Below are 23,848 nucleotides of genomic sequence, written 5' to 3' on the forward strand. Positions count from 1 at the left end.
GTGACAATAAAACAGTAGAAGTGCTTTTTCCGGAAGATCATTCCATTAAAGATCTTGCTGGTAAGACAGTCGTTTTTGAATTCGCGATCAAGGAAATTGCTTCTCCTTTGCCTGTGATCATTGATGATGCTTTAGCTGTTAGATTGGGTTTTGAATCAGAAAGTGTTATGAGAGATTTGCTGTCCAAACAAATCAATCAAAGAGTCGAAATAGTTATACGACAAAAGATTAAGCGTCAGGTTTTGGATTATCTTGATCAGAAATATAAATTTGACGTTCCTCCATCTCTCGTAAAAAATGAATACGATAATATTATACAGCAGCTTAAATCAGATCTGAATTCTTCTGGAAAAGGTGAGAAAGATCAGCTTTCTGTCGCTGAAGAAGATCAGGATTATAGGAAATTGGCAGAGCGTCGTGTTCGATTAGGAATTGTTATCGGCACAATTGGCGAGAATGAAGGCATACAGGTGACAGAAGATGAGATGAAATCAGCTCTTTATCAGCATTTGCGTCAATTTCCTGGAAATGAGAAAGAGATTATTGAGTATTTTCGAAAATCCCCTGATGCAGCTACCTCTGTATTACGTGCTCCGTTATTTGAAGAGAAAACTATAGATTATCTCCTAACAAAAGTGAGCATTACAGACAAAAAAGTTATGGCTGACCAGTTGCTCTCTCATTCAGATGAACTTGCATAGATTCCGTGAGAAGTAATTCTTGAATATTTCTAGTGCATAACGGTTTTGTGCGAAAAAGATTATTAGTCACGAATCCGACAAGAGCAAGAAGGGATGATTTTTTCTTCTTGTTTGGATTCTGGTTTTTCCTCCGGATTCCTCTCGGAATGATCTGGAGATTCGTATGCAGGAATGTCATCGAAATGTAATTTTTTACTATTTTTAAAAGAATTGTCTACGGCACGATATAGGAATGGATTATGTCCATAGAATATAGATAATTGACGATCTGCTTTGGATCTGTGATTATGGGGGGCGATAAAGTAGAGATAGAGAGCAGATGCCAGACCTGTACGATCTGCACCGCCTTTGCAGTGTATAAGAAGAGGTTTTGGAGCAGAACTCATTAATGAGACGAGATTCCTAATTCTTTCTTCATTTAGTTCTTTAGATGGTGACATAGGAAAATTGAGCAACTTTATCCCTAATTTTCGTGATATTGCTTCTTCTTTGGTATACCATTCAGCAGTATCTTCGCGAAGATTGATTATAGATTTTATTGCATGGTTTTTCCAAAGATATTCTATAAATTCATCATCTGGTTGTGCAGAGCGATAGACTATGCCAGGTAGTACTTCGTGGAAATTTTTTCTATGAGAGGAACCTACTAAAAAAAATAGCCCGTACGAGAGGATAGGCAAGAGGGTCAAGATAATGAAAAGTCTCTTTAAAACCCCTTTTTTAAAGGTAAGATTTCTCATAGTATATAACTCCATCTAAGATTTAGTTTGATCTAAAACTAGATTAGTCGTAAACCCTTGAAGCTGACAAGGTTATTTTTTCCAACAATGATATGATCATGAACAGCAATATTGAGGGGGGCGAGAATAGATATAATACTTTGAGTCATCTGTATATCAATATTTGAAGGATTTGGATTACCGCTAGGATGGATTATGCACAAGGATTACGGAACTTGCAGAAAGATCCAGACAACGGCGGACAATTTCACGAAGGTAAACGGGAGTATGATCGACAGTTCCTTGGCTTTGGACTTCGTCTGCGATGAGAACATTATGCTTGTTAAGAAATAATATACGGAATTGTTCGCGTTCTGCATGAGCCATTGTGGTTTTACAGTAGTCAAGTAAAGTTGACCAAGATTCAAGAACCTTGCTATTTGTTAATTTGCCTTTCAATATGCGTTGGGATGCTATGGATATCAGATTTAATTCAAGCGCCACTTGTTTTTCCAACTCCTGGAATTTCTTCTAAAAGATGTAGAGGAGCGCCGAATACACCGCCTAATGTTTCGAAACGCTTTAAAAGTGCTTTAGCAACAGATTTTGTATCTCGGCGTGGAATAATCCTAAAAAGAATTAATTCAAGTATTTCGTAGTCAGCTAAGTGCAATATCGCCTCCTTTGAGAAAGCGATCTCGTAAACGATTACGATGACCAGCATAATCTATGTCGTTTGTACCTGAAGAAGATATAGGGGAGCTACTCATAGATGAAACTTTTTTATCATATTAAATTTTCATTAAATAGGGGAAAGTCCAGGTCTTTCTAATCCACTGATAGAAGATGTAAAAATCTCGCATCCTGTTTTAGTGACTCCGACTGTATGTTCGTATTGTGCGGATAAAGAATGATCTCGTGTAACGGCGGTCCAGCCATCTGATAGAACCTTTACGTGAGGTGTGCCTAGATTCAACATCGGTTCTATGGTGAAAACCATGCCCTCTTGAAATTTTTCTTTGGAGGGATAACGTGGATCATAGTAGTGAATAATTTCTGGTTTTTCATGGAAAGAACGGCCTATGCCATGTCCACAAAAAACCTCAACAATAGAGCAACGTTCCATTCTAGCGTATTTTTGTACTGCTTTGCCAATTTCGTCAATGCTATGACCAGGCTTTACGGCAGAAATTCCTCTACAAAGTGCTTCATATGTGATTTCAAGAAGTCTTTCTGCTGAGCGTTTGATTTTTCCTACTGGATACATGCGACTGGAATCACCGTGCCAGCCATTTAGAATATAAGTAACATCAACATTAACAATATCCCCATCACGTAAAATCTTTTTTGAAGGTATTCCATGGCAAACTACGTGGTTTACAGAAATACAGCTTGATTTTCGATAGCCCTTATAATTCAGCGTTGCAGGAATTGCACCGTTATCAATGCCAAATTTAAGTACAAAATCATCAATTTCAACAGTTGTGATTCCAGGTGTGATAATAGATACCAAAGAATCAAGACAACGAGACGTTATCCGACAAGCCTCTCGTATGCTTTGAAATTCTTCCGAGGTATATATGTTGATGGGGGTTTTTTCCCCGAAAAGAGAGGAGGGCATATGATATTAACCTATTATCAAAAGATTGTTTGAAAATCAGATATATAATATCCAAAATTAAGATATATCGCACTTGGTTTGTGGAGTGTTTGGGTCATTTTTGGTTCTTATGCTCATAGAATATCACAAATCGGATACCGATTTATGAAATTGTGAAAAGACAATGCAAAAGAGCATTTCTACCACTTCCGACTATTTTATTAGATCTATGCAGAGAATGAAAGAAGTTTATCTTAATTTAGGCGAGAATAGTATACAAGCACGTTTTAGAAGCAGATTGTTTCTCCTCTGTACAGTATATTTCGTGAGGAATATTCAATATCCTTAATGCTAAAACTCTAGATAAGGATGCCATACGTATACGTGTGGATTGTGGTAATGGCATAAATTGAATCAAGAACCTTCTCTAGCCGAAGAATAAAAGTAGGATGATAAGGATGAATTTTGGCTTTTTTTGGGCGCAATATTGCTTGTGAATATAGTTTTTCCGAAAAGTTTTTGTTTATTGAGTTCTAAGAATATATTTTTGAGTGGTTTTTTTACCAAAATTTTAAAAAACGCCATCGGGATAGTTTGATTCTTATCCCACATCTTGTGGAAACTATGCAGTACATACTTTTGAGCAAAAAGGAGAAGATAGTATTATTATTGATGATTGTGGTACTGAGAAAATTCTCATAAAGAAATCAGGGATATGATTATCATATTGAATATTAAAAAAATTGCGTTGCAATCCGATATTTCAAGATTAATGAGGATAGCGATGTTTTTCTGATGATCGTATATTCTATAATTTTTCTTCGCGGATACGTTAATAATCCAATAAAGACATAATTTTGTGATTTTTTATCTTATGTTGTGATTTTCGCGTTTCGGATAGTGGGATGATGTCTTCGAAAAAAGAATCTTTGGTTGGATTGACACGAGGAGAATTGCAAGATTCTCTGGAGAAGATTGGTATTGCAAAGTTGCAAGTGAGAATGTGAGCATTTCAGATTTGGAAGTGAATCTATATTAGGGGGTGTTCGTGATTTTAATTTTATGACCAATATCTCTAAGGATGCATGGTGTCTTTTAGATCAAAAATTGCAGTATTGTCTATTCTGATTGTCTCTGCGTACTATATATTTTGGGCTTGAATTAAAAAAACGCTCCAATAGTTGCAGATAATCCTCGCACGATCATGTTATCGCTAGCTTTGGGTCCTTGCCAATCCAGGGATTTTTTAGCTGCAATGCCAAGAAGAGAACAGGTGTTGATCTCCAAATTATGATACTCATCCTCGTAGCTATATGTTCCGTTCCAAGCGTCCAATGCTAGATATAAGCTCTTTTTTTGTTTTTATTCGTAAGGTTGGGGATAGGAATTGAGCTTTCACTCTCCTTTCTTTGAAAACATATTTTTATATGCAAAAAAGGTTTGTTTAGGAATGGAATGCCCTGACTAATCCGATCAGTAGCAACGGCACCTCGATTCTCAATCGAAAAACACCTTCTTGAGGCATCGCAAAAGGACGATATAAATCACGCTTGGATTCCTATATATGACTATCAATCGTAGCCATTAAAGAAAGCATGGAATCTTCCCCAATATCAATGGATCGCATTGTTTTTGCGAGATAGTATGTTTTACTTATGAATCCTCGAGATGAGGTCAGATTGCGTTTTGGCGCGATGCATTCCCGTAAATTTCATATAAATATGTCTATTTGTTTGATTTAAAATACAAGGATTCTGAGCATTCTTATACCGAAATGTTCGTATCGTATTTGCGAATTTTTGATTGATATTTATTCTTCATGAATTGAGTTTTAAAGAGACGGTCTATCGTATCTATCAGAAATTCGGAGCATTTCCTTTTTATAAGAATCATAACGACTACTTTCATACCACAAGTCTACGGATTGCAATGTTGGCATCAAAAGCTCAATTTCTTTTTTTGCCACGACGATTATAAAATTTTTTCAAAAGCAAAGACTTTTCTTAATATTTTCCTTATTGGAAATGGTAATATTCTTCCATAGGACAATAGGATTGTTGATATAGTAATGTGCCCTTTTTTCTATAATAATAGATTAGGGTTCTTTATATCTTGTCATCTGATATGTATTATAGTCTACAATGTTATAAGGCTGTATAGGATATGAGATATTGATATATATTTTCTGGATTTATAGGTGTCCGTTTTCTAGGCTAAGAATTGAGTGAAAAGGGGGGAGGGTGTAATGGAAGACTTTCACCAGATTAGGCGTTTGCCGCCTTATGTTTTTGAAGAAATCAATCGGTTGAAAGTTGCTGCGCGTGCAGCTGGATCAGATATTATAGATTTTGGGATGGGTAATCCTGACATTCCTACTTCTCCATCTATTGTTGAAAAGCTGCGAGAAGTTGTGCAAGATCCATGCACACATAGGTATTCTGTTTCAAAGGGGATTCGGAATCTGAGAGAAGCACAATCGTCTTATTATGCGCGTCGTTTTGGTGTTCATCTTGATCCGGAAAGTCAAGTCATTGTGACTTTAGGTTCCAAAGAAGGTTTCGCTAATATGGCTCAGGCTATCACTGCTCCTGGAGACGTGATTTTATGTCCTAATCCAACGTATCCTTTGCATACTTTTGGTTTTTTGATGGCTGGTGGTGTAATTCGTTCGATTCCTATTGAGCCAAATAATGATTTTTTCGTATCTCTTGAACATGCAATGCGACATTCTTTTCCAAAGCCATCGGTGCTTATTTTAAATTATCCTTCCAATCCAACAACATATATCGCTACGATAGATTTTTATAAAGAAGTTGTTGTTTTTGCTAAAAAACATCAAATAATTCTCTTGTCAGATCTGGCATATTCTGAAATTTATTTTAATAATTGTCCTCCTCCTTCCATATTAGAGGTTCCAGGTGCCGTGGATTGTGCCGTGGAATTTACGACGATGTCGAAGACGTTTTCTATGGCTGGTTGGCGTATAGGTTTTGCGGTCGGAAACGCACGTTTGTTGTCTGCATTATCTCGCGTGAAATCATATCTTGATTATGGTGCGTTTACACCTATCCAATTAGCCGCAGCTCATGCTCTTAACCATTGTACTGAAGATGTGGAAAAGATACGCAAGATTTATAAATCACGTCGTGATGTTTTGGTAAAAACATTTACAGAAGCTGGTTTTGATGTACCATTGCCAGATGCTACGATGTTTGCTTGGGCGAAGATTCCTAAGCCATTTCGGCATCTAAGATCTTTGGAATTTTCTAAAATATTGCTGAAAGAAGCAAATATAGTAGTTGCTCCTGGTATTGGTTTCGGAGAACGTGGAGATTCCTATGTGCGGATTTCATTGGTAGAAAATGAGAATCGTATTCTTCAGGCTTCTCATAGTTTAAAGAGATTTTTTTCTAATCTCGACGAAAGAATAGATTAATGTTACATTTTTTTACATGGACTCAAAGGGTGATTTCTTGAATTTGCTGCCCTATATTTTGAAAATATTCGAGATAAGTTGGATGGGGGGGGATGGAAGGTATTTTAAAAGTTGGTATTGTAGGACTTGGCACAGTTGGTTCTTCTTTAGTAAGAATGATTCAGCAACGAGTCAATCAATTGCAGATTTCCTGTGGGCGGAAAATTGTTGTTTCTGCTGTGTGTGCTCGGGATAGAAGCCTTGATAGAGGCGTAGATTTTTCTGATGCTGAGTGGTTTGATAATCCCGCTACAATGGCTGATAAGGCAGAAATTGATGTTTTTGTTGAGCTTATAGGTGGGGAAGGTGATCCTGCGTATTCGGCTATACGCGTCGCTTTGATGCGAGGATGTCATGTGGTTACTGCAAACAAAGCTTTGCTAGCCAATCATGGTGTTGAATTGGCGATTTTGGCAGAAAAAAACGCCGCTATTTTCAGTTTTGAAGCTGCTGTTGCTGGTGGCATTCCGATCATTAAAGTCTTGAAGGATTCCTTGCCATATAATGAGATCGTGCGTATTTACGGGATTTTAAATGGAACTTGTAACTATATCCTCTCATATATGGACAAGATGGATGTTTCTTTCGAAGATTGCCTGCGTGAAGCCCAAAGTTGTGGCTATGCCGAAGATAACCCAGAATTTGATATCTGTGGGGCAGATTCTGCTCATAAACTTGCGATTCTTTCATCGATAGCATTTGGCGTAAATACGTCTATTGATGGAATGAGCTTTAAAGGTATTTCTAGTATTACTCTTGAGGATATCAGATCGGCTTCGGATTTTGGTTATCGCATAAAACTTTTAGCTATGGCTCAACGTACTGATGATGGGGGTATTGAAAGACGTGTATACCCCGCCATGTTGAAATGTGATTCTTCCATGGCTTTTGTAGATGGAATAACGAATGCGGTAGTCATCGAAACAGATATTTTAGGGAAATTACTTATGGTTGGTCCTGGTGCTGGTGGAGATGCGACAGCTTCTGCTGTATTAGGAGATATCATTGATATTGCCAAAATCCATCAGAAAAAATCTCTGTCTTTTGCTTTAGGACGTCCAGCTTCTTCCTTAACTTCTTGTCAATCCAATCGTGTGAATGAGCAGAAAAAAGAATATTTTATTCGTATGAAAATACGAAATTTTGAAGGTGTTTTAGATACAATTGCCTCTCAAATGGATAAGTTTTGTATTTCTTTGCGGATATTGACATGTCCACATAGTGACACTTCTTTTCAGGAGTGCTCTGTGGTCATGATAACGAATGCAATTTCGGAGACATCTGTTTATAGTGCAATTGAATTCATTAGTAATAACAATAGTTTAATTGAACATCCTCAAGTGATTTGTATTGAAAATTTATGAAAAAATAAGTGAATTTTGAATGGTAAGAGAAAGCATCAGGAATTCGACTTGCGATTCTTACTATGGCAACCCTGGGATGATATATTTTATACTTAAAAAACGATATCTTACGCTATAAAACCTTATTTTGATTTGGATAAAATTATATACCATCAAGTTCAACAAAATAATGTGTATAACTATGTGCTATTTGAGTGACGAGCATGCTATGTATGAGCGCATGTCATAAAAATACGAGATTATTTTCTAAAGGAAGAAATCATCAAGCTAGGTCATATCTTTTTTGAGAATATATTTCGTTATTTAAATTATTGATTTTACTTCAATTTCTAATTTTTATCCTCATCTTTATAATATGGTACGGAGTTGTTGTCTATAGAAGCCATGCGTGTAGATGTTTTTTTTCTGGAGAGGAAGGAGGGTGGAGGAGGGTGTAACTAAAGAAAATGATATAAACACCATTCCTGTCTATAGAAAAGGTAAGATCTTTTTTGGCATATAGAAACATTCATTTGAGAAAGGTATTTTAGGTCATAACTATTGCAATCTTTATTTCGATATTGCAGTTTTTTATAGGTATCGTGCAGTAATGAATTTATGTGCATTGAGATAATTGTTTTTGGTAAAATGGATTGCTTGGAGGTTTATAGTCACAAAAATTCTTTAGGATGATGATTTTATTTATAAGTGATTCGATTATGATTTTTGTTAAATTTTTCGTTTTTAGAAATGGAAAAATGATTCAAAAGTTGAGTGAAATTAAGTGATATTATCTAGGATTTTTCCGTGATAGAGGGGAAAAATACACCCGAAAAGTATAGTTATCATAATGAACATATATTGAGAACGTGTCAGCAAAAAGATGTATTTCTTTCAGGCGTTTATATCTATAGAGGTTGAAATTTTGAATTTTACGAGTATCCTTGAACCGATTTTCATACTATCCCATGTTGGTAGTTTATAAGAACTTTTCAAGTGTATTTTAAGTCTCAATCCCCGCGAGGATATTATGTACGATTTCTTTTTTGAACATTATTTTCATGCAGATTATTTTTCAAATAACCGCAATAATGGTCAATTTCGGATCTTTGCGTTTTATGACTTTTGAAATAACGCCATTTTCTTTTGCTTTTCTATGATGTTAAAACTATGCAGATTCGTCATCCGATGGATAAAATGTTTTTTGTTTTATGTCTTTATATCGGATACAGAATACTTGGATTCATTTGGTAAATATATTGTAGGAATTGAGTATGGATTTTTGATAGGAAAACACTTCTCTTGTTATAACGATATTATGTCGTTGACATCAAAAGTAGATAAACAAAGAACAAGGATTTTTGAAAACAAACCTTCTAATAATTCACCAGTAGAAAAACTCTCATATATCAACCAAAAAACACGTTGAGGAAAATATCAATGCACTTCTGAATGGACTTTTGCTGACTCTATCTTACGACGCTTCGCAAGAGTTCGTAACCGTAAAGCGTGTGGCTTTGAACCCTTGCGTCCCTGTGATCATATGTGTCCAAATTATCCTCAAAGGTTACAAGTCTATCAAAACACAAAGAGCGATCACTTTTTCGTGTTTTAAAATGATGTTTTTTTTTAATTAAGGAAGGTTTCCCTGTCTTGAACGATTCTAAGGCTTCTCAGGTTTTTTTAAATGTGGAACGTTCTGTTTCCGGATTGCGTTGGGTGTCTTTTCTGAATCAGAATGGTCTTAATCGTGCTCTCGCAATTTCTCAAGTCCATGCCATTCCCGATATCGTTGCCCGTGTTTTAGTCGGTCGTAATGTTGCTATGGACTATGCCAAATTTTTTTTAAAGCCGACTATTCGTTTATTGATGCCAAATCCTGCAACGCTTACAGACTGTGATAAAGCTGCACATCGTATTGTTAAGGCAATTTATAATTCTGAAAAAATCGCTGTTTTTGGTGATTATGACGTAGACGGTGCTGTTTCTGTCGCGTTGATGATGAGATTTTTCGCATATTTTGGCATTGATACTCGTATGTATATACCAGATCGTATCTCAGATGGATATGGACCTACCCCAACTTTAATGAAAAAGCTTATCGATGAAGGAGCTCAGTTTATTGTTACCGTAGATTGTGGTTCTACAAGCCAGGAAGCTCTGAAATTTGCTGTTTCTCAGGGGGTTGATACAGTAGTTATTGACCACCACCAAATGAAGGCGGAAGAAATATTTGCCTATGCATTGGTAAATCCAAATCGTCTAGACGATATATCTGCACAAGGACATTTATGTGCTGCTGGGGTTGTTTTTCTCGTCCTTGTATCTGCTTGCCGTATCTTGCGTCAAGATAATAAAATTTCGATGAAATATTTTGATTTATTATCTTTCCTGGACATTGTAGCCCTTGCCACAATATGTGACGCGGTGCCATTGATAGGATTGAATAGGGCATATGTTACGAAAGGCTTATTAGTAGCTCGTCGTCAATGTAATCCAGGTCTTCAGGCATTGATCGAACTTATGAGTGTTTCTGCACCAATAACGGCTGATCATTTGGGATTTATGATAGGCCCACGGATTAATGCGGGAGGACGTATAGGAGATTCCGATCTTGGAAGTCGTTTATTGATATCAGACGATCCTCATGAGATTAAAACCATTGCGTTGAAATTAGATTTGCTTAATAAAAATCGTCAGTTGATGGAATCGGCAATGTTAGAGCAGGCGGAAGCCGAGGTTTTGGCTCAATATGGGGATGCTCAGAAAGCTTCTGTTATTGTTGTAGCAGGAGATAACTGGCATCCTGGTATTGTGGGACTACTTGCTTCTCGTTTGAGGGAAAAATTTGATCGACCGTCTTTCGCTATTTCGTTTGACAATGACGGCAAGGGAATTGGTTCGGGGCGCTCTATTGAAGGATTTGACATTGGGAGAATGGTTTCCTTGGCTTTTGAAAAGGGGATTTTATTAAAAGGCGGAGGGCATGCTATGGCTGCAGGTCTCACTGTAGAGCGCATGTATTTTGATCAATTGAGGATTTTTTTTGAAGAATTTGCACAAAAGATAGTTCCAGATTTAGTGTCTATGCCGACTTTAAAGATAGATGGTGCTCTAAATGCTTCTGCTGTGAATGTGGAATTGATTGATATTCTTGAGTCAGCAGGTCCTTATGGCTCAGGACATCCTCATCCTGTATTTGCGTTTCCATGTCATAAATTGCGTAGCGTGCGTGTTGTTGGTCTAAACCATTTTCAAATGACATTCGAATCACAGGATTCTGTAACTCTTCAAGGGATAGCGTTTCGAGTAAAGGATACTCCGCTCGGTAAATTTTTAATGGAATCGCGAGGAAAGTGTGTGCATGTAGTTGGCAATTTATCTATCAACTATTGGAGAGGACAAAAACGCATTCAATTGCATGTATTAGATGCTTCTCCTGTCATGTAAATTCATATGTAGTGTCAAGGTAAAATAAAAACCTCATTATATTGCGAGCCGAGGAAGATTTTATGTCAACTTTAGGCTAGGGAACAGCTATTGGTCTATCTTTCCTAATTTTCCATTTATATCAATAGTTGAAAAATTCTCTATTAAATTTAGACTAGAGAATAATTAGGCGTCTCTCTTTTTGGTTATCTATTCTAAAAAATATCTTCATTATGTTCATTTTCCATATGGTGAACAACGGGTAGTCCTGTTTTTCGCAAGAGTACATGATTGCGTTGCTATTTTATCAAAAATCTGTGAGATAAACGCAATTGATGATATGGAAAGAATCTTAATTTTTCCGCTTTGTAAGATGGATGAGAGATGATTTTTATAGCAAAAACAGTGTTAGCATGACTTTCAAAGAAAATCATTTTAACTTTATAAGCTAGAAAAGAATAGTCTTCCTCCTAGTAGAGGATTGCCTTTGTGCCAAGGCATGTCCGAATGAAACGAGACTATAATATCTATGTGCTTCAAAGAAGACAAAGATATAAAATATGGTACGCCCTAGGGGAATCGAACCCCTCTTTCCAGAATGAAAATCTGACGTCCTAACCGATAGACGAAGGGCGCAAGGGACACCAAGTTTCTTTTAGAAAGGAACAATAATCTCCACAGGTACATCCTTATATATAAAAAAAAATGGAATTACAAGACGTGATTGCTCCTCTTGTTTTTCCGCACTCAGAGAAAAAGAACCAGAAGATGCCTCTGCTCAGCATTTAAATATTTCTACTCCTCAAATGGGATTTTTATCTCTCTAAGATTCGGGGGAATACTTTTGATAACAAAAGAATTTCAGGGAATGGTTAAAGGAAGTTTTACATATAATAAGAAAAGGATGGTCGGATTATGTTCAAATTTATGGAATATTGCATACGCTGGAAAGTTTCCTAATTTAAAGAGATTTTCTCAGCTATCAAGCTATTGTAAAAGCTTATTAAGAATGAAAAATATGGGTAATGTTAGTGTTGCAAAAGATATCCGCATAGCCATTATTCTAGAAAAGGGATTTTTTGGGTAATGAATGCGGTGTTCTTCCTCGAAGAGTATATCATATTTCATTATATCTTATGGCTGTTATTCCATTTTATTTTATAAAAGTATTTTTTAGATCTCTTTTATTATATTTCTCTCTTTTTTATGAGTTGAATAGTGAACTTAATGAGAAAGTTGCAATATTCTGTACGTGAATATTGTTGTAAGATTATGATTGTTAAAAAGGAACATTGATTCCTCATCTGAAATTTATGTAAAACATCAACATAAATGTAATAATTTTATCCGTCTGTATGAGGAAGATATGGATTTCCCATCTTGGGATGTATCGCAATGATTCTAGATGGTTTTATCATTGTCATTGCAATATTTATTTGAGTTCCAATAGGTATAAGAATTAGTTTTTGTCCAAAAATTTTTCAAAGAATACAAATAATTAGTGATTTTAAAGCTGTGATTTATTGAGGTCAGATATATTATAGAAACAATGCTATATTTAATATTTAAATATTCTTGAGTATGTAACATAATATGTTTATGAAAAATTTCACTGTCCTTATAAGAAAAATATAGTAGAAGAAATATAGACTGTTGATAGGAATATAAAGATAAATTGGTGATAAAGCCTTTACAGATCTAATTAAATTATTTTTCTTTATAGATTTAATATAAGTTGTTATATACGTTAATAAGACGTTTAACGTGTAAATATCATGAGTTTTTTTTAAAATTGGTATTGAAAAATAATAGGCTTGGTCAAGAAGATATAACATCTCATAATCAATGATATTCTAGGACATAATATGTTTCATTTAGATGCAGTAAGAAAATATTTTTTCAATAATATTACATATTATTTTGGAATTCTAAAATTGCATTTCGATGTATAGAAGTAGTTTTTCGTATAAATCAAGAGGAGGGACAATATTATGGATGAAATTTAGTTCGGATTTTACGAAGTTCATGTAACAATAGTATATTATCTAGATGTAATAATAAATACCAGTATCTGGTGGATTGTGTAGTAGAAGGAGTAGTTGTGTGACGAAAAATTAGTGTGGTGCTGTATGTGGGATGTTTTTATTGTCGTAAAATGATTAGTAAAACATCAAAAGGTTTTTTCGAAGCTTTCCAATGGAATGAGGAGAATCTATCAATGGAGAACATAAATGCCTCAAAAGAGGTTTCAAATACTGAAAATCCGTTAACTAATATCTCTGAACTTATTGAAGTCACTGGTGTTGTTAAGTGGTTTGATATAGCAAGAGGATTTGGTTTTTTTGCTCCAGATGATGATAGTTTAGGGGATGTTTTATTGCATGTAACATGTCTTCGTCGAGATGGTTATCAGACTATTTTTACAGGATCACGGATTATTGCCTTGGTTCAGAAGCGTGAACGTGGTTACCAAGCTTTCAAGATACTTTCTATGGAAAACAAGGTATCAGAAAATTCTTCTTCGTTTTTGACTAGTAAAGATCACATAGAAATTGTGCAGGAAGAAGATGTAGAGAAGGTGGTTGTTAAGTGGTTTGATCGCATAAGAGGTTTTGGCTTTCTGATGAGAGAAAATTCTTCGGATGATATTTTTATCCATATGGAAACTCTTCGCAAGTATGGTATAGCGGGGCTTTATCCCAAGCAAGAAGTTCTTGTTCGATTAGATAGGGGAGAAAAAGGTTTGATGGCTGTTGAAATCCATCCTGATGTCTCTGCGACATTGTTTAGTAAGTCGCACTAAGTTAAGAATTGAAATTCGTTTATTTTATTTCAAAAATAAAGTAGAAAGAGGACGGCACGAAAAGTTCAGTGTTAGGAGGCGTCCTCTGTTTTTTATCAGGTAAGGTTATATAAAAAAGGTATAATTCTCTTTTTTACTTTAAACGATATAGTATAAGTTCAAACCTCCGTTATTTTCCCCCTTAATATTCTCCTTTATTATTTTTTTTGGGAATATCAGAGAAAAATCTACAAAAAAAACCTGATTACATGAAACGTTATCGGAAATAGATGCGTTTTTTCTTTTGCAAGAAGAGATTAATGACGAAATAAATTTTCTGTAGATCTTCTTTTAGCTAAAAATAGACTAAAATAACTTTTGGATGAAGTGAACTCAAAGCGATATTTGAAACCAATAGAGGTTTTAAAAGATGCGTTTTCATCTCTTATAAGAGATGTACAGAAAACCTATGCGAGCATGTAGACAAATCGATTTATAGGAGGGAAGACGTGCGGAGTGGTACGGTAGATCCTATGGGTGAAGATCTGTTGATTGACTCTATGAGTTATATTTGTTGGTTTTCCGGATAAAACCATTTTAGCGATATCTGCGCGAAGTTTTTAACGATAAGAAGATTGATGATTTTAAAGCTCTTATTTCTTTTGTTTTTAAGGAAAAGGTGAGTAAATGGTCAGTTGTAGTAGTTAGGATTTGATTGATTGGACAAACTCGGAGAGTGTATTTTGGTTTTAAGAAGTCTTGGATGAGCCAAATGTCTCAGAAGAAACATCCTCAGAACAACAGGCGGAAGGAATGGCTCATCCAAGGTATATTAAAGTGATCTAAAGCCAAGTATTGAAAATCTCTCCTATTTTTCTGACGTTGCTTTCAATCCCTAAAGAGGAAAAACATAACGTTCGTTATCGTGAAAATTTTTAGAATAGAGCGGATATTATTTTCTAACATAAATCACATATCAGGTATTGGAGATTTTATTTTTAATATTTTGGTTGTTCGGGCATAGTAGCATGCGTACGCGCAGACATCTGGACAGAATTTTTGTCCGCAGCACGCGTACGTGTAGACATCTGAACGGAATCTATGCGCTCTGTTGCTTTTAAAGTATTAGATAGGGTTTCCAATTCTTCCTGTTCTTTTTTTAATTCTGTATCTGCTAGCCTTTATGGAAAAGTATCTCGCTTTCTATAAAAAAATTCTCATGCGATTTGCGTTGCTGTTGTTCTGGATATGTTTTTTGTTCAATGCTTGAATCATTTAGGAAATTTTTATATCTTGTTGTTTTCTGTTTGGCTTCGTTATATCTGTCATTTTTTTCTTTTAGAGTTATTTCAAGCTCTTCTATTGAAGTCTCCTTTGTAAGATCAATGGAATGAGCATCATAAGATGCTAAAGAAAAACATATCAAACTTAAGAATGAAGGGATAATATTTAAAACGATTCTCATAAAAAATACTTAAAAACAATAAATCTTATATCTTGGAAATTATTTTTCTGTTGCATATACAATCAGATATACCCTCTTTGAGCAAGACCACTGCTTATCGCAGTTTTGAATTCTCACCGCTAGACGTTAAAAATGAGTTATTTTATACCGATGATTTTGGTAATTCTCTTGTAAAGTTCATTCGCAAAGATCTTCAGAGGAACCAGCAATACATATTGCGTTGCATTTTATCTTATTATTGCATCAGATGTTATTACTACATGATATTATATTATATTGTATTCATATCCATATCTCAAATTTCCGTCTTGCGTTTTTTCCTTTTTCCTTTACCTCTAATATCTGCTCGCTTCCTGTATCTCAGCGCTCGCATTGCAGGTGCAATATCCAAGCCCTATCAAAAGATGATTGCAATAGCAAACTCTCCACAAGAATCTTCTCTTCTAAAGCTTCTCTAATTTTTTCTCCATATTTTTTAAAAATTAATTTTATGATAGAACATCAACTACATTGGGCCTGATGCCTCATCCTGAAAACATGATAGAAGAATTTCACGGGGAAATAGATGGGCATGGCATATTTGTATTTGTGCTTAAGCAGAAGTATTCAAAGCCTTGTCTGTTTTGCTGTTTTCTAGCACATATTGTCTATTGGAGATTTTTTTCAATCTTGGGTATACGGAATGGATTAGGCGCTAGTACGCTTTGAAAGCGCATAGATGCAGAGACTATGAGAATGCCTCTTATGAAATGCGCGAATGGATTTTGGCTGGGGGGGCGACTAAAATAAGTTTATCAGCTGAAGAGAAGTAGAAGCAGAATTGCTATTAAAAAATGAGGGATAAGCATAAAGAAAGCATCGCAGAATCGGTGCTTCTCAAATTGATATTTGAGCTATCAATGCCTCATAAACGGAGATGTTATCTTCATAAGAAGTTGATTTTACTTGGTAAAATAATTTTTTCTTTTAATTTTAATTGCGGTTTTCTGGACAGAAATCCTGGAGAGAATGTCTATCATATTCCTGCAAGAAAAGAGCGTCAAAGAATATATAACCCCAAGGGAAATATCTTAAAATTACTAAAATTCTTGGGATAAGATCTATTCTACTTGTAATCCAAGAAAACGCTTTTTGAATTTTGATACTTGTCCGTGACGATCATTGGATTTCTGTTTTCCTCCGATCCAAGCGGCGTGTGATAGGGGATCAATATCAAGATTCATAACAGCTCCCTCAGTTTTCCAAGTGGAGTAAGTTTCATATTTTGTACCATCTGTCATAACGACAGTGATGGGATGATACTCTGGGTGGATTCCTGATTTCATGTTTTTCTCCTAGTATAAAAAATCCTGTCAAAATAGACCCGTCAACCATTGTATAAGGAAATCAGATATTGGCAAGATCCTTTATCTAATATAAGGGATAAGACGATAACATAGTATGAGATATAACGGTAGTGGTTTCGATTGTTGTTGATATGAAAAATGCAAACAAAAAAGAGAGCGATGGAATCTCATTTTTGAGATTCCTATTATCGTATATTAAGCTTTGTCGATGGTTTTTTATTGGATCTTTGCTTTCACTCATTGTGTCCTCTGTCCTCACTTTGCGTTTGCCAGTAATGGTAGCTTATTTTTTAAAAAATCTTCAAATCGATTCATATTTTTTTACTATCGTTTTTATGGTTTTTCTTTTGGCTTGTGTGAGTTCATCGCGCTATTGCTTCGCGGCAATGCTTGGGGAGAATATGGCTGCGTATATGCGAAGAGATGCTTTTTCGAAGCTCCTTAGACTCCCCTCCTCTTTTTTTGACTCAAAAAATCATGGAGAAGTCTTTGCAGTATTAGTAAGGGATACGGAAAGCATTAAGACAACAATAGGATTGGGTTTATCTATTGTATTGCGCAATGTTATGGTATTTATCGGTGCCATATTTATGATGATTTGGATTAGTCCGAATCTTGCGATGATTATTTTAGGTATATTATCCTTGACGATCGTTCTGATTTTAGTGTTTTTAAAAGTTATACGCAACAAAAAAAAAATTGTTCAAGTTCAGGAAGGTAGATTATTAAATTTCATATCTGATAGGATTGGATCTATGTTCATGCTGCAGGCTTTTAATGCAGAAAATGATACCATTCGGCGTTATGAACAGCAAGCTGGAAATTTACATGAATTTGTTCGTCGAGCCATATTAATTCGCACACGTCTAACGTTTGTTTCTATCCTTTCTGTATCTTGCGGTATCCTTTTGGTTTTATGGCTTGGTATACGGCATGTTACATCTCAAAACATGTCGGGGGATATATTAACCCAATTTATGATTTATACATTTATGGCATTGGGTTCTATAAGATCTTTTGTATTGTTTTTGGAGGGAATATCACAGGCGATAAATGCTGTAGATCGGTTGCAAAATTTTATAAAATTAGAAATAGAAATCACTTCCCCAGCCGTTCCAATAGCATTGCCTTTGCCGTCGCGGGGACAGATTGCTTTTCGTGATGTTTCTTTTTGTTATCCTGGAACGCCAGAGAAATCTATTTTGAAGAATATCAGATTTACTGTTCGTCCTGGGGAAACGGTGGCTATTGTAGGTCTTTCTGGAGTTGGTAAAACGACTATTTTTTCCCTGGCGTTGCGTTTTTATGATCCCAATTCAGGTTGTATAGAGCTAGATGGTGTTGACCTACGTCACATTTCATTAGAAGAGATTCGTCGACATATTTCTTGGGTTCCGCAAGACCCAATTCTTTTGAATGAATCCTTGCATGATAATATTGCTATAGGATTTCCAGGATCGAAACGTGAAGATGTTCAGCGTGCGGCAATGGCTGCTCAGGCTCACGAATTTATAATGAATTTGGAGAGAGGATATGATACGATTATAGGAGAAAATTCTTTGGTTTTATCCACAGGACAATGTCAGCGTATTGCTATTGCTCGTGCCATTCTCAAAGATTCCCCAATCTTATTGTTGGATGAGATCACTTCAGCTCTGGATGCAGAAAATGAAGTAAAAATATGGAAATCTTTGCGTAAATTTCGGAAAGGGCGTACGACGATTTTAATTGCTCATCGATTTTCTGTCGTTCAGGAAACAGATACGATATTGCTTTTAGACAATGGAAGGTTATTGGAGCAGGGAATACATAAGGAACTTATTAGTAGATCTGGTCCTTATGCTCATCTGGTAGAGTTGCAGTCCTCTAGAAAAAGCATATTAGGGGCTTGTTTTGAGAAGGACGAGATGTGATCACCTTGGGAGGAAGTGAATTTATTTGAGGTGATTGCTTTCTAAATTAGGGATATGTTTTAAAATAAGTTTTTGAATATGAGGACAGTAGTTAATATGCTTCTTTCTGGGAAAACAGGCTCTTCAATTAAATCACATTTTGGATTTTTTAGGATTCTTGTTGGGAATTTTCCTCAAATATTTATTCCTTTTGGGGATTTTCCTCAAATATCTATTCCTTTCCTTGTGTCTTGTGCGAAGCGTTTTTGATTCTATTGTATCGCTTCTTGATGATGCAGAACATGGTTTTATTTTATAGGAGTGCTTGTTTTTTTTCTTTATTTTTTGGGGAGCATTGATGGCATAGAAGTGATTAATGCTGTAGTTCAATCTTTGGATATTCGTAAAGATAAGAGCATTAGTATTTTGTCTTCGCTGAATATAGATCATATTCCATTGAACCGGAGATATCCAAAAGCAGTGCCATCGATAATGGAAGTGAATAGAGATGTTGTTGAATTTGATAACGGCTGGGAAGAGACAACAAAGTGTCGTATTGAATGAGATGGTAGAAAAGTATTTGGAAAATCAGTTTTTATAAAATTATCTCAAATAGAAGTAGAAAACCTCGTACATTGTTATATACTTGCTAAGAACAAAGGGAGAATTTAAAAAGGTTGATGATCTCAATTGAGATGAGATGCGTAAAAAAGGCAAAAAATCTATGTTGGCTTTAGATAAGACCATAAACAAATGAAAAATCCCTCCCAGATACGTAGGAAGAGCCACTGCCATTTTATAAAATCAGAAATCGCTGAGAGGGGTTGCTTGAGCACAATTTTCGTTTTACATGATTCTATCCCCTCAAAACAGTATAAGGAATCCTGTTCCAAAGCTTTGGTGAGGGAATGAACAAGGTGTTTCTTTGAAAGATGGTTAGTTATTCATCTTCCAAGCGGAAAGCCCATGTATGTTTGATATTGGGAGGAGCTTGCGAGAAGCTGTTGTCTCTTTTCGTATGGGAATAAAACAAATTGTTCATTTGACAATGAGCGATGATTTTCCTTTTTCCCAGGCATTTGTAGTGATAGAAAGTTGTTCTAGGAGATCCCTTAGATTGTTTTAGGGAAATTAATAATATCAGGCTTTTTTTTATTAGATAGGGAATTGATGTTGTGGATAAGAGTAAGGCATTAGAGGCGGCGTTATCGCAGATAGAACGTTCGTTTGGTAAAGGGTCAATTATGAAACTTGGCTCTAAGGGTAATATTGTTGGCGAGGTTGAGATTATTCCTAGTGGTTCTTTAGGATTGGATATCGCGTTAGGTATTGGTGGTTTGCCGAAAGGTCGTATTACCGAGATTTATGGACCAGAAAGTTCTGGAAAGACGACGTTAGCTCTTCACACAATTGCACAAGCTCAGAAAAAAGGGGGAGTTTGTGCCTTTATTGATGCGGAACATGCATTTGACGCTATCTATGCTAGAAAGTTAGGAGTTGATCTTAAGAATTTGCTTGTTTCTCAGCCAGATACTGGTGAACAAGCATTGGAAATTACAGATACGCTGATTCGATCGGGAAGCGTTGATGTTTTGGTAGTGGATTCCGTCGCAGCGCTGACTCCGAGAGCTGAAATTGAAGGTGATATGGGTGAAAGTCTACCCGGAATGCAGGCACGATTGATGAGTCAAGCGCTACGGAAGCTTACTGCATCTATTTCGCGCTCTAATTGTATCTTGGTTTTCATTAATCAGATACGGATGAAAATAGGTGTTATGTTTGGTTCTCCTGAAACAACAACAGGAGGTAATGCTCTTAAATTTTATGCCTCTATCCGTCTGGATATTCGTCGTATAGGTGCTATTAAGGATCGAGATGAGATCACTGGAAATCAAACGCGCGTAAAGGTTGTTAAAAACAAGATGGCTCCTCCATTTAAACAGGTGGAATTCGATATTATGTATGGAGAGGGTATTTCTCGTGTTGGTGAGTTGATTGATTTGGGTGTAAAGGCTTCTATCGTTGAAAAATCAGGGGCATGGTTTTCATATAAAAGTCAACGTTTGGGTCAGGGGCGTGAAAATGCGAAGACATTTTTACGAGAAAATGTTGAAATAGCAAATGATATAGAAGCATTGTTGCGTCAAAACGCTGGATTTGTTGCGGATAGTCTCCTTTTGCCGGATGTTGTTGCGGATTCTAATAAGAATTATGAGGATGCCAAGGTTCAATAAATCTTTAATTTGATCAGGATTGTCGTCGCGAAGATGTTTTGAGAATTTGGATGAATTGCATATAGAATTAGTGTGGTAATCTAGAGAATAGTAGTTCTTTAGATATTAGCTGAAAGCTCTGGCCGATGAGCGGTTTAAATAGTATTCGAAAGACATTTCTTGAATTCTTTCAAAAAAATGGACATGAGATCATAGCGTCTTCTCCACTTGTTCCACACAATGATCCAACATTGATGTTTACCAATGCGGGTATGGTTCAGTTCAAAAATATTTTTACGGGACAAGAACAGTGTGCGTATCAAACGGCTGCAACGGTACAGAAATGTATCCGTGCTGGTGGCAAGCATAACGACCTTGATAACGTTGGCCGCACGAATCGACACCACACTTTTTTTGAGATGTTAGGCAATTTTTCTTTTAGTGGTTATTTTAAGGAACGTGCTATTAGTCTCGCTTGGGATCTCCTTACCAGGGAATTCAATATTGATCGTCGTCGAATTGTAGTGACAGTTTATCACGATGACGAAGATGCTTTTAAGCTCTGGAGAAAGATTTCAGGTTTATCCACTGATAGAATTATTCGGATTAACGGCAGCGATAATTTTTGGTCAATGGCGGATACAGGTCCATGTGGTCCCTGTTCTGAAATTTTTTTTGATCGAGGAGAGAATATTCCAGGAGGATTGCCAGGATCTTCGGATGAAAATGGTGGTCGTTATGTAGAGATCTGGAATCTCGTTTTTATGCAGTTTGAGCAGATAAGCAAGCAAGAGCGTATTGCCTTACCAAATCCATCGATCGATACTGGGATGGGATTGGAGCGTATTGCTGCTGTTTTACAGGGAAAAGAAGATAATTACGACATAGATACATTTAGAACTCTCATATTCGCTTCCGAGCAGGAAACGGGAGTAGAATATCGAGGGAAAAAGGTATTAAATCATCGTGTCATTGTCGATCATCTGCGATCATCTGCGTTTTTAGTTGCAGATGGTGTGTTGCCGGCAAATGAAGGGCGCGGGTATGTTTTACGGCGTATTATGCGTCGTGCTATGTGTCATGCCCAATTATTAGGAGCTACGGAACCCCTTATATATCGTCTTTTGCCAACTCTTTTTAAAGAGATGGGATCTGCATATCCTGAATTAATCCGAGCACAATTACTTATTTCAGATACGCTTCAGTTGGAAGAGATGCGATTTCTTAAAACATTGAATCGTGGACTTCCTTTATTGGATGAAGTATCGGCGCATTTGGAGAAAAATGAAGTTCTCGATGGAGATGTTGCTTTTAAGTTATACGATACGCACGGTTTCCCTTTAGATCTTATGCAGGATATTTTGCAAGCGCGTGGTTTAGGTGGCGTGGATATTGTGCGTTTTGATCAATCTATGGAGGCACAACGGGCTAAAGCACGGTCGCATCGTCTTAATTTTGGAGAAAAGGCAACAGAAAAAATTTGGTTTATGATTAAGGAAGAATACGGTGTGACTCAATTTGTGGGTTATAAGACCAATGATGTCCATGATGCTGTGGTGCAAGCCATAGTAGAGAGGAATAAAGTCATTGAAAAGGCGACAAAAGGGCAAGAAGTTCAGATCGTAGTGAATAAAACACCCTTTTATGCTGAATCTGGAGGTCAAATAGGAGATATTGGTAGTATAACTGGCATAGGAGTTCATCTTCGGGTTATTGATACACAGAAAAAAGAGGGGTTATTTGTTCATCGTGCCGTAGTTGAAGATGGTTTGTTGCAAACAGGTATGCCTATTACGCTAGAAGTAGATATCGAAAATCGTCACGAGTTAAGCGTTCATCATTCAGCGACGCATTTATTACATTGGGCATTGCGTGAAATGCTTGGTTCTCATGTCGTGCAAAAGGGATCGCGTATTATTCCAGAGAGATTGCGTTTTGACATAGTCCATTCAAAACCAATAGCCGGTGATGAGATAAAATCTATTGAGGATATGGTCAACGATATTATCGCTCACAATCTTCCTGTTACAACAAGAATTATGGGTATAGATGCTGCGATAAAATCGGGATCTACGGCTTTATTTGGTGAAAAATACGGGGAGAAGGTTCGAGTTGTTTCTATAGAATCCAAAACTGCAGAAGTTCATTCTTCTGAATTGTGTGGTGGTACTCATGTTTCTTTTACAGGAGAAATTATGCTACTGCGTATTATCTCTGAAAGTTCGGTTAGTGCAGGTGTTCGTCGTATTGAGGCTGTCGCAGGAAGGGCAGCACGTGCTTACTTGGTTGAGCAAGATGAAACAGTAAAATCGCTTGCAATGTTTCTTAAGGTGCAGCCATTTGATGTTTTAAAACGCACGGAAGAAATTTGGGAAGAGCGACGTAAACTTCAGCTTTCTATTGCTCAGAGAAAATCGATATTTAATGACAATAATTTATCTCTTCGAAGAATTTCGGAGATCAATTTTATAGGCCAGGTGGTTTCTGATGTTAGTCCCAAAGATATCAAAGGATTAATTGATAGAGCTCGAAAAAAGATAAAGTCTGGAATTATTGTACTGGTTTCTGTTTCAGAAGAAGGAAAAGCTTCTGTTGTTGTTTCTGTTACGTCAGATCTAGTTGATCGGTTTAATGCTGTTGACCTTGTTCGTTTGGCATCGACAATCCTAGGAGGTAAGGGAGGAGGGGGACGTCCTGACATGGCTCAATCTGGTGGACCTGATGGTAAGAACGCTGCAAGAGTTATTGAAGTGATAGAAGAATTTTTAAGCAAGAAAGACGGCATATAACAGATCTTTTTTTTTCAAGAAGAGCATGGTCATAATCTATTTTTATTGCGCTTTTAGGTCGTTTTGACTGCGATAGAATAGGATTATACGATAG

16 protein-coding genes, 1 tRNA gene and 1 pseudogene are annotated in these 23,848 nt (G+C 36.3%); 11 read left to right on the top strand and 7 right to left on the bottom strand.

The features are described 5' to 3' along the window. Nucleotides 1-701 (top strand): trigger factor (locus H0G72_RS00985; RefSeq protein WP_409049303.1); only part of this gene is annotated, 701 nt, incomplete at its 5' end. Nucleotides 702-763: 62 nt separating this feature from the next. Here H0G72_RS00985 and H0G72_RS00990 read toward each other — a convergent pair. The 3 genes and pseudogenes from H0G72_RS00990 to map all read right to left on the bottom strand — a co-directional run bounded on the left by H0G72_RS00990 (nucleotide 764) and on the right by map (nucleotide 3,041). Continuing rightward, complete coding sequence (locus H0G72_RS00990) at nucleotides 764-1,441, bottom strand: dual specificity protein phosphatase family protein (protein ID WP_182016727.1); 678 nt, start codon at nucleotides 1,439-1,441, stop codon at nucleotides 764-766. 38 nt (nucleotides 1,442-1,479) lie between these two features. Then, nucleotides 1,480-2,190 (bottom strand): annotated as a pseudogene (radC, locus tag H0G72_RS00995) (RadC family protein). Nucleotides 2,191-2,222: 32 nt separating this feature from the next. Beyond that, a complete protein-coding gene (map, locus tag H0G72_RS01000) occupies nucleotides 2,223-3,041 on the bottom strand; it encodes a type I methionyl aminopeptidase (RefSeq protein WP_182016729.1) in 819 nt (272 codons plus the stop codon). Between the two features lie 2,224 nt (nucleotides 3,042-5,265). On the opposite strand from map, the gene H0G72_RS01005 reads away from it, so the two are divergent. The 3 genes from H0G72_RS01005 (at nucleotide 5,266) to recJ (ending at nucleotide 11,288) form a co-directional block, all read left to right on the top strand. Continuing rightward, on the top strand, nucleotides 5,266-6,456 hold the full coding sequence (locus H0G72_RS01005; RefSeq protein ID WP_182016731.1) for an LL-diaminopimelate aminotransferase: 1,191 nt from the start codon (nucleotides 5,266-5,268) through the stop codon (nucleotides 6,454-6,456). Between the two features lie 92 nt (nucleotides 6,457-6,548). Then, the gene (locus tag H0G72_RS01010) at nucleotides 6,549-7,859 is read left to right on the top strand and encodes a homoserine dehydrogenase (RefSeq protein ID WP_182016733.1); all 1,311 of its coding nucleotides are present in this window, start codon (nucleotides 6,549-6,551) and stop codon (nucleotides 7,857-7,859) included. A 1,632-nt stretch (nucleotides 7,860-9,491) separates the two neighbouring features. Beyond that, nucleotides 9,492-11,288 (top strand): single-stranded-DNA-specific exonuclease RecJ, encoded by a 1,797-nt coding sequence (recJ, locus tag H0G72_RS01015; RefSeq protein ID WP_182016735.1) that lies wholly within the window; start codon nucleotides 9,492-9,494, stop codon nucleotides 11,286-11,288. 540 nt (nucleotides 11,289-11,828) lie between these two features. Here the strand turns inward: recJ and H0G72_RS01020 are convergent. Further along, nucleotides 11,829-11,903 (bottom strand) — tRNA-Glu (locus H0G72_RS01020). A gap of 208 nt (nucleotides 11,904-12,111) precedes the next feature. Here H0G72_RS01020 and H0G72_RS01025 point away from each other — a divergent pair. Then, nucleotides 12,112-12,354: a hypothetical protein gene (locus H0G72_RS01025; RefSeq protein WP_182016737.1), complete on the top strand. Its 243-nt coding sequence runs from the start codon at nucleotides 12,112-12,114 to the stop codon at nucleotides 12,352-12,354. Between the two features lie 1,131 nt (nucleotides 12,355-13,485). Next, a complete protein-coding gene (locus tag H0G72_RS01030; protein ID WP_182016739.1) occupies nucleotides 13,486-14,070 on the top strand; it encodes a cold-shock protein in 585 nt (194 codons plus the stop codon). A 977-nt stretch (nucleotides 14,071-15,047) separates the two neighbouring features. Here H0G72_RS01030 and H0G72_RS01035 read toward each other — a convergent pair. From H0G72_RS01035 to rpmE, 3 genes are all read right to left on the bottom strand, one after another. Further along, the gene (locus H0G72_RS01035; protein WP_182016741.1) at nucleotides 15,048-15,191 is read right to left on the bottom strand and encodes a hypothetical protein; all 144 of its coding nucleotides are present in this window, start codon (nucleotides 15,189-15,191) and stop codon (nucleotides 15,048-15,050) included. A gap of 32 nt (nucleotides 15,192-15,223) precedes the next feature. Then, entirely contained in the window at nucleotides 15,224-15,514 is a 291-nt protein-coding gene (locus H0G72_RS01040) for a hypothetical protein (protein ID WP_182016743.1), read from the bottom strand. 1,100 nt (nucleotides 15,515-16,614) lie between these two features. Continuing rightward, nucleotides 16,615-16,839, bottom strand: coding sequence for a 50S ribosomal protein L31 (gene rpmE / locus H0G72_RS01045; protein ID WP_182016745.1), 225 nt, complete (start codon nucleotides 16,837-16,839; stop codon nucleotides 16,615-16,617). Nucleotides 16,840-16,970: 131 nt separating this feature from the next. Between rpmE and H0G72_RS01050 the strand changes: the two genes are divergently transcribed. The 5 genes from H0G72_RS01050 (at nucleotide 16,971) to alaS (ending at nucleotide 23,754) form a co-directional block, all read left to right on the top strand. After that, the gene (locus H0G72_RS01050; RefSeq protein ID WP_310649468.1) at nucleotides 16,971-18,773 is read left to right on the top strand and encodes an ABC transporter ATP-binding protein; all 1,803 of its coding nucleotides are present in this window, start codon (nucleotides 16,971-16,973) and stop codon (nucleotides 18,771-18,773) included. Nucleotides 18,774-19,121: 348 nt separating this feature from the next. Next, nucleotides 19,122-19,316: a hypothetical protein gene (locus tag H0G72_RS01055; protein WP_182016747.1), complete on the top strand. Its 195-nt coding sequence runs from the start codon at nucleotides 19,122-19,124 to the stop codon at nucleotides 19,314-19,316. Nucleotides 19,317-19,722: 406 nt separating this feature from the next. Next, the gene (locus H0G72_RS06110) at nucleotides 19,723-19,878 is read left to right on the top strand and encodes a hypothetical protein (protein ID WP_220456071.1); all 156 of its coding nucleotides are present in this window, start codon (nucleotides 19,723-19,725) and stop codon (nucleotides 19,876-19,878) included. Nucleotides 19,879-19,927: 49 nt separating this feature from the next. After that, complete coding sequence (recA, locus tag H0G72_RS01060; RefSeq protein WP_182016749.1) at nucleotides 19,928-20,986, top strand: recombinase RecA; 1,059 nt, start codon at nucleotides 19,928-19,930, stop codon at nucleotides 20,984-20,986. Nucleotides 20,987-21,111: 125 nt separating this feature from the next. Continuing rightward, nucleotides 21,112-23,754, top strand: coding sequence for an alanine--tRNA ligase (gene alaS / locus H0G72_RS01065; RefSeq protein ID WP_182016751.1), 2,643 nt, complete (start codon nucleotides 21,112-21,114; stop codon nucleotides 23,752-23,754). The last annotated feature ends 94 nt before the right edge of the window (nucleotides 23,755-23,848 follow it).

Source organism: Candidatus Liberibacter sp. (genome assembly GCF_014048425.1).
Taxonomy (GTDB): domain Bacteria; phylum Pseudomonadota; class Alphaproteobacteria; order Rhizobiales; family Rhizobiaceae; genus Liberibacter.

Excerpts from the sequence above, each read along its gene's own strand:
- H0G72_RS01040 (WP_182016743.1), bottom strand. The coding sequence starts at position 15,514 with ATGAGAATCGTTTTAAATATTATCCCTTCATTCTTAAGTTTGATATGT.
- H0G72_RS01010 (WP_182016733.1), top strand. The coding sequence starts at position 6,549 with ATGGAAGGTATTTTAAAAGTTGGTATTGTAGGACTTGGCACAGTTGGT.
- H0G72_RS01005 (WP_182016731.1), top strand. The coding sequence starts at position 5,266 with ATGGAAGACTTTCACCAGATTAGGCGTTTGCCGCCTTATGTTTTTGAA.
- rpmE (WP_182016745.1), bottom strand. The coding sequence starts at position 16,839 with ATGAAATCAGGAATCCACCCAGAGTATCATCCCATCACTGTCGTTATG.
- H0G72_RS01030 (WP_182016739.1), top strand. The coding sequence starts at position 13,486 with ATGGAGAACATAAATGCCTCAAAAGAGGTTTCAAATACTGAAAATCCG.
- alaS (WP_182016751.1), top strand. The coding sequence starts at position 21,112 with ATGAGCGGTTTAAATAGTATTCGAAAGACATTTCTTGAATTCTTTCAA.
- H0G72_RS00990 (WP_182016727.1), bottom strand. The coding sequence starts at position 1,441 with ATGAGAAATCTTACCTTTAAAAAAGGGGTTTTAAAGAGACTTTTCATT.
- H0G72_RS06110 (WP_220456071.1), top strand. The coding sequence starts at position 19,723 with ATGTTTGATATTGGGAGGAGCTTGCGAGAAGCTGTTGTCTCTTTTCGT.
- map (WP_182016729.1), bottom strand. The coding sequence starts at position 3,041 with ATGCCCTCCTCTCTTTTCGGGGAAAAAACCCCCATCAACATATATACC.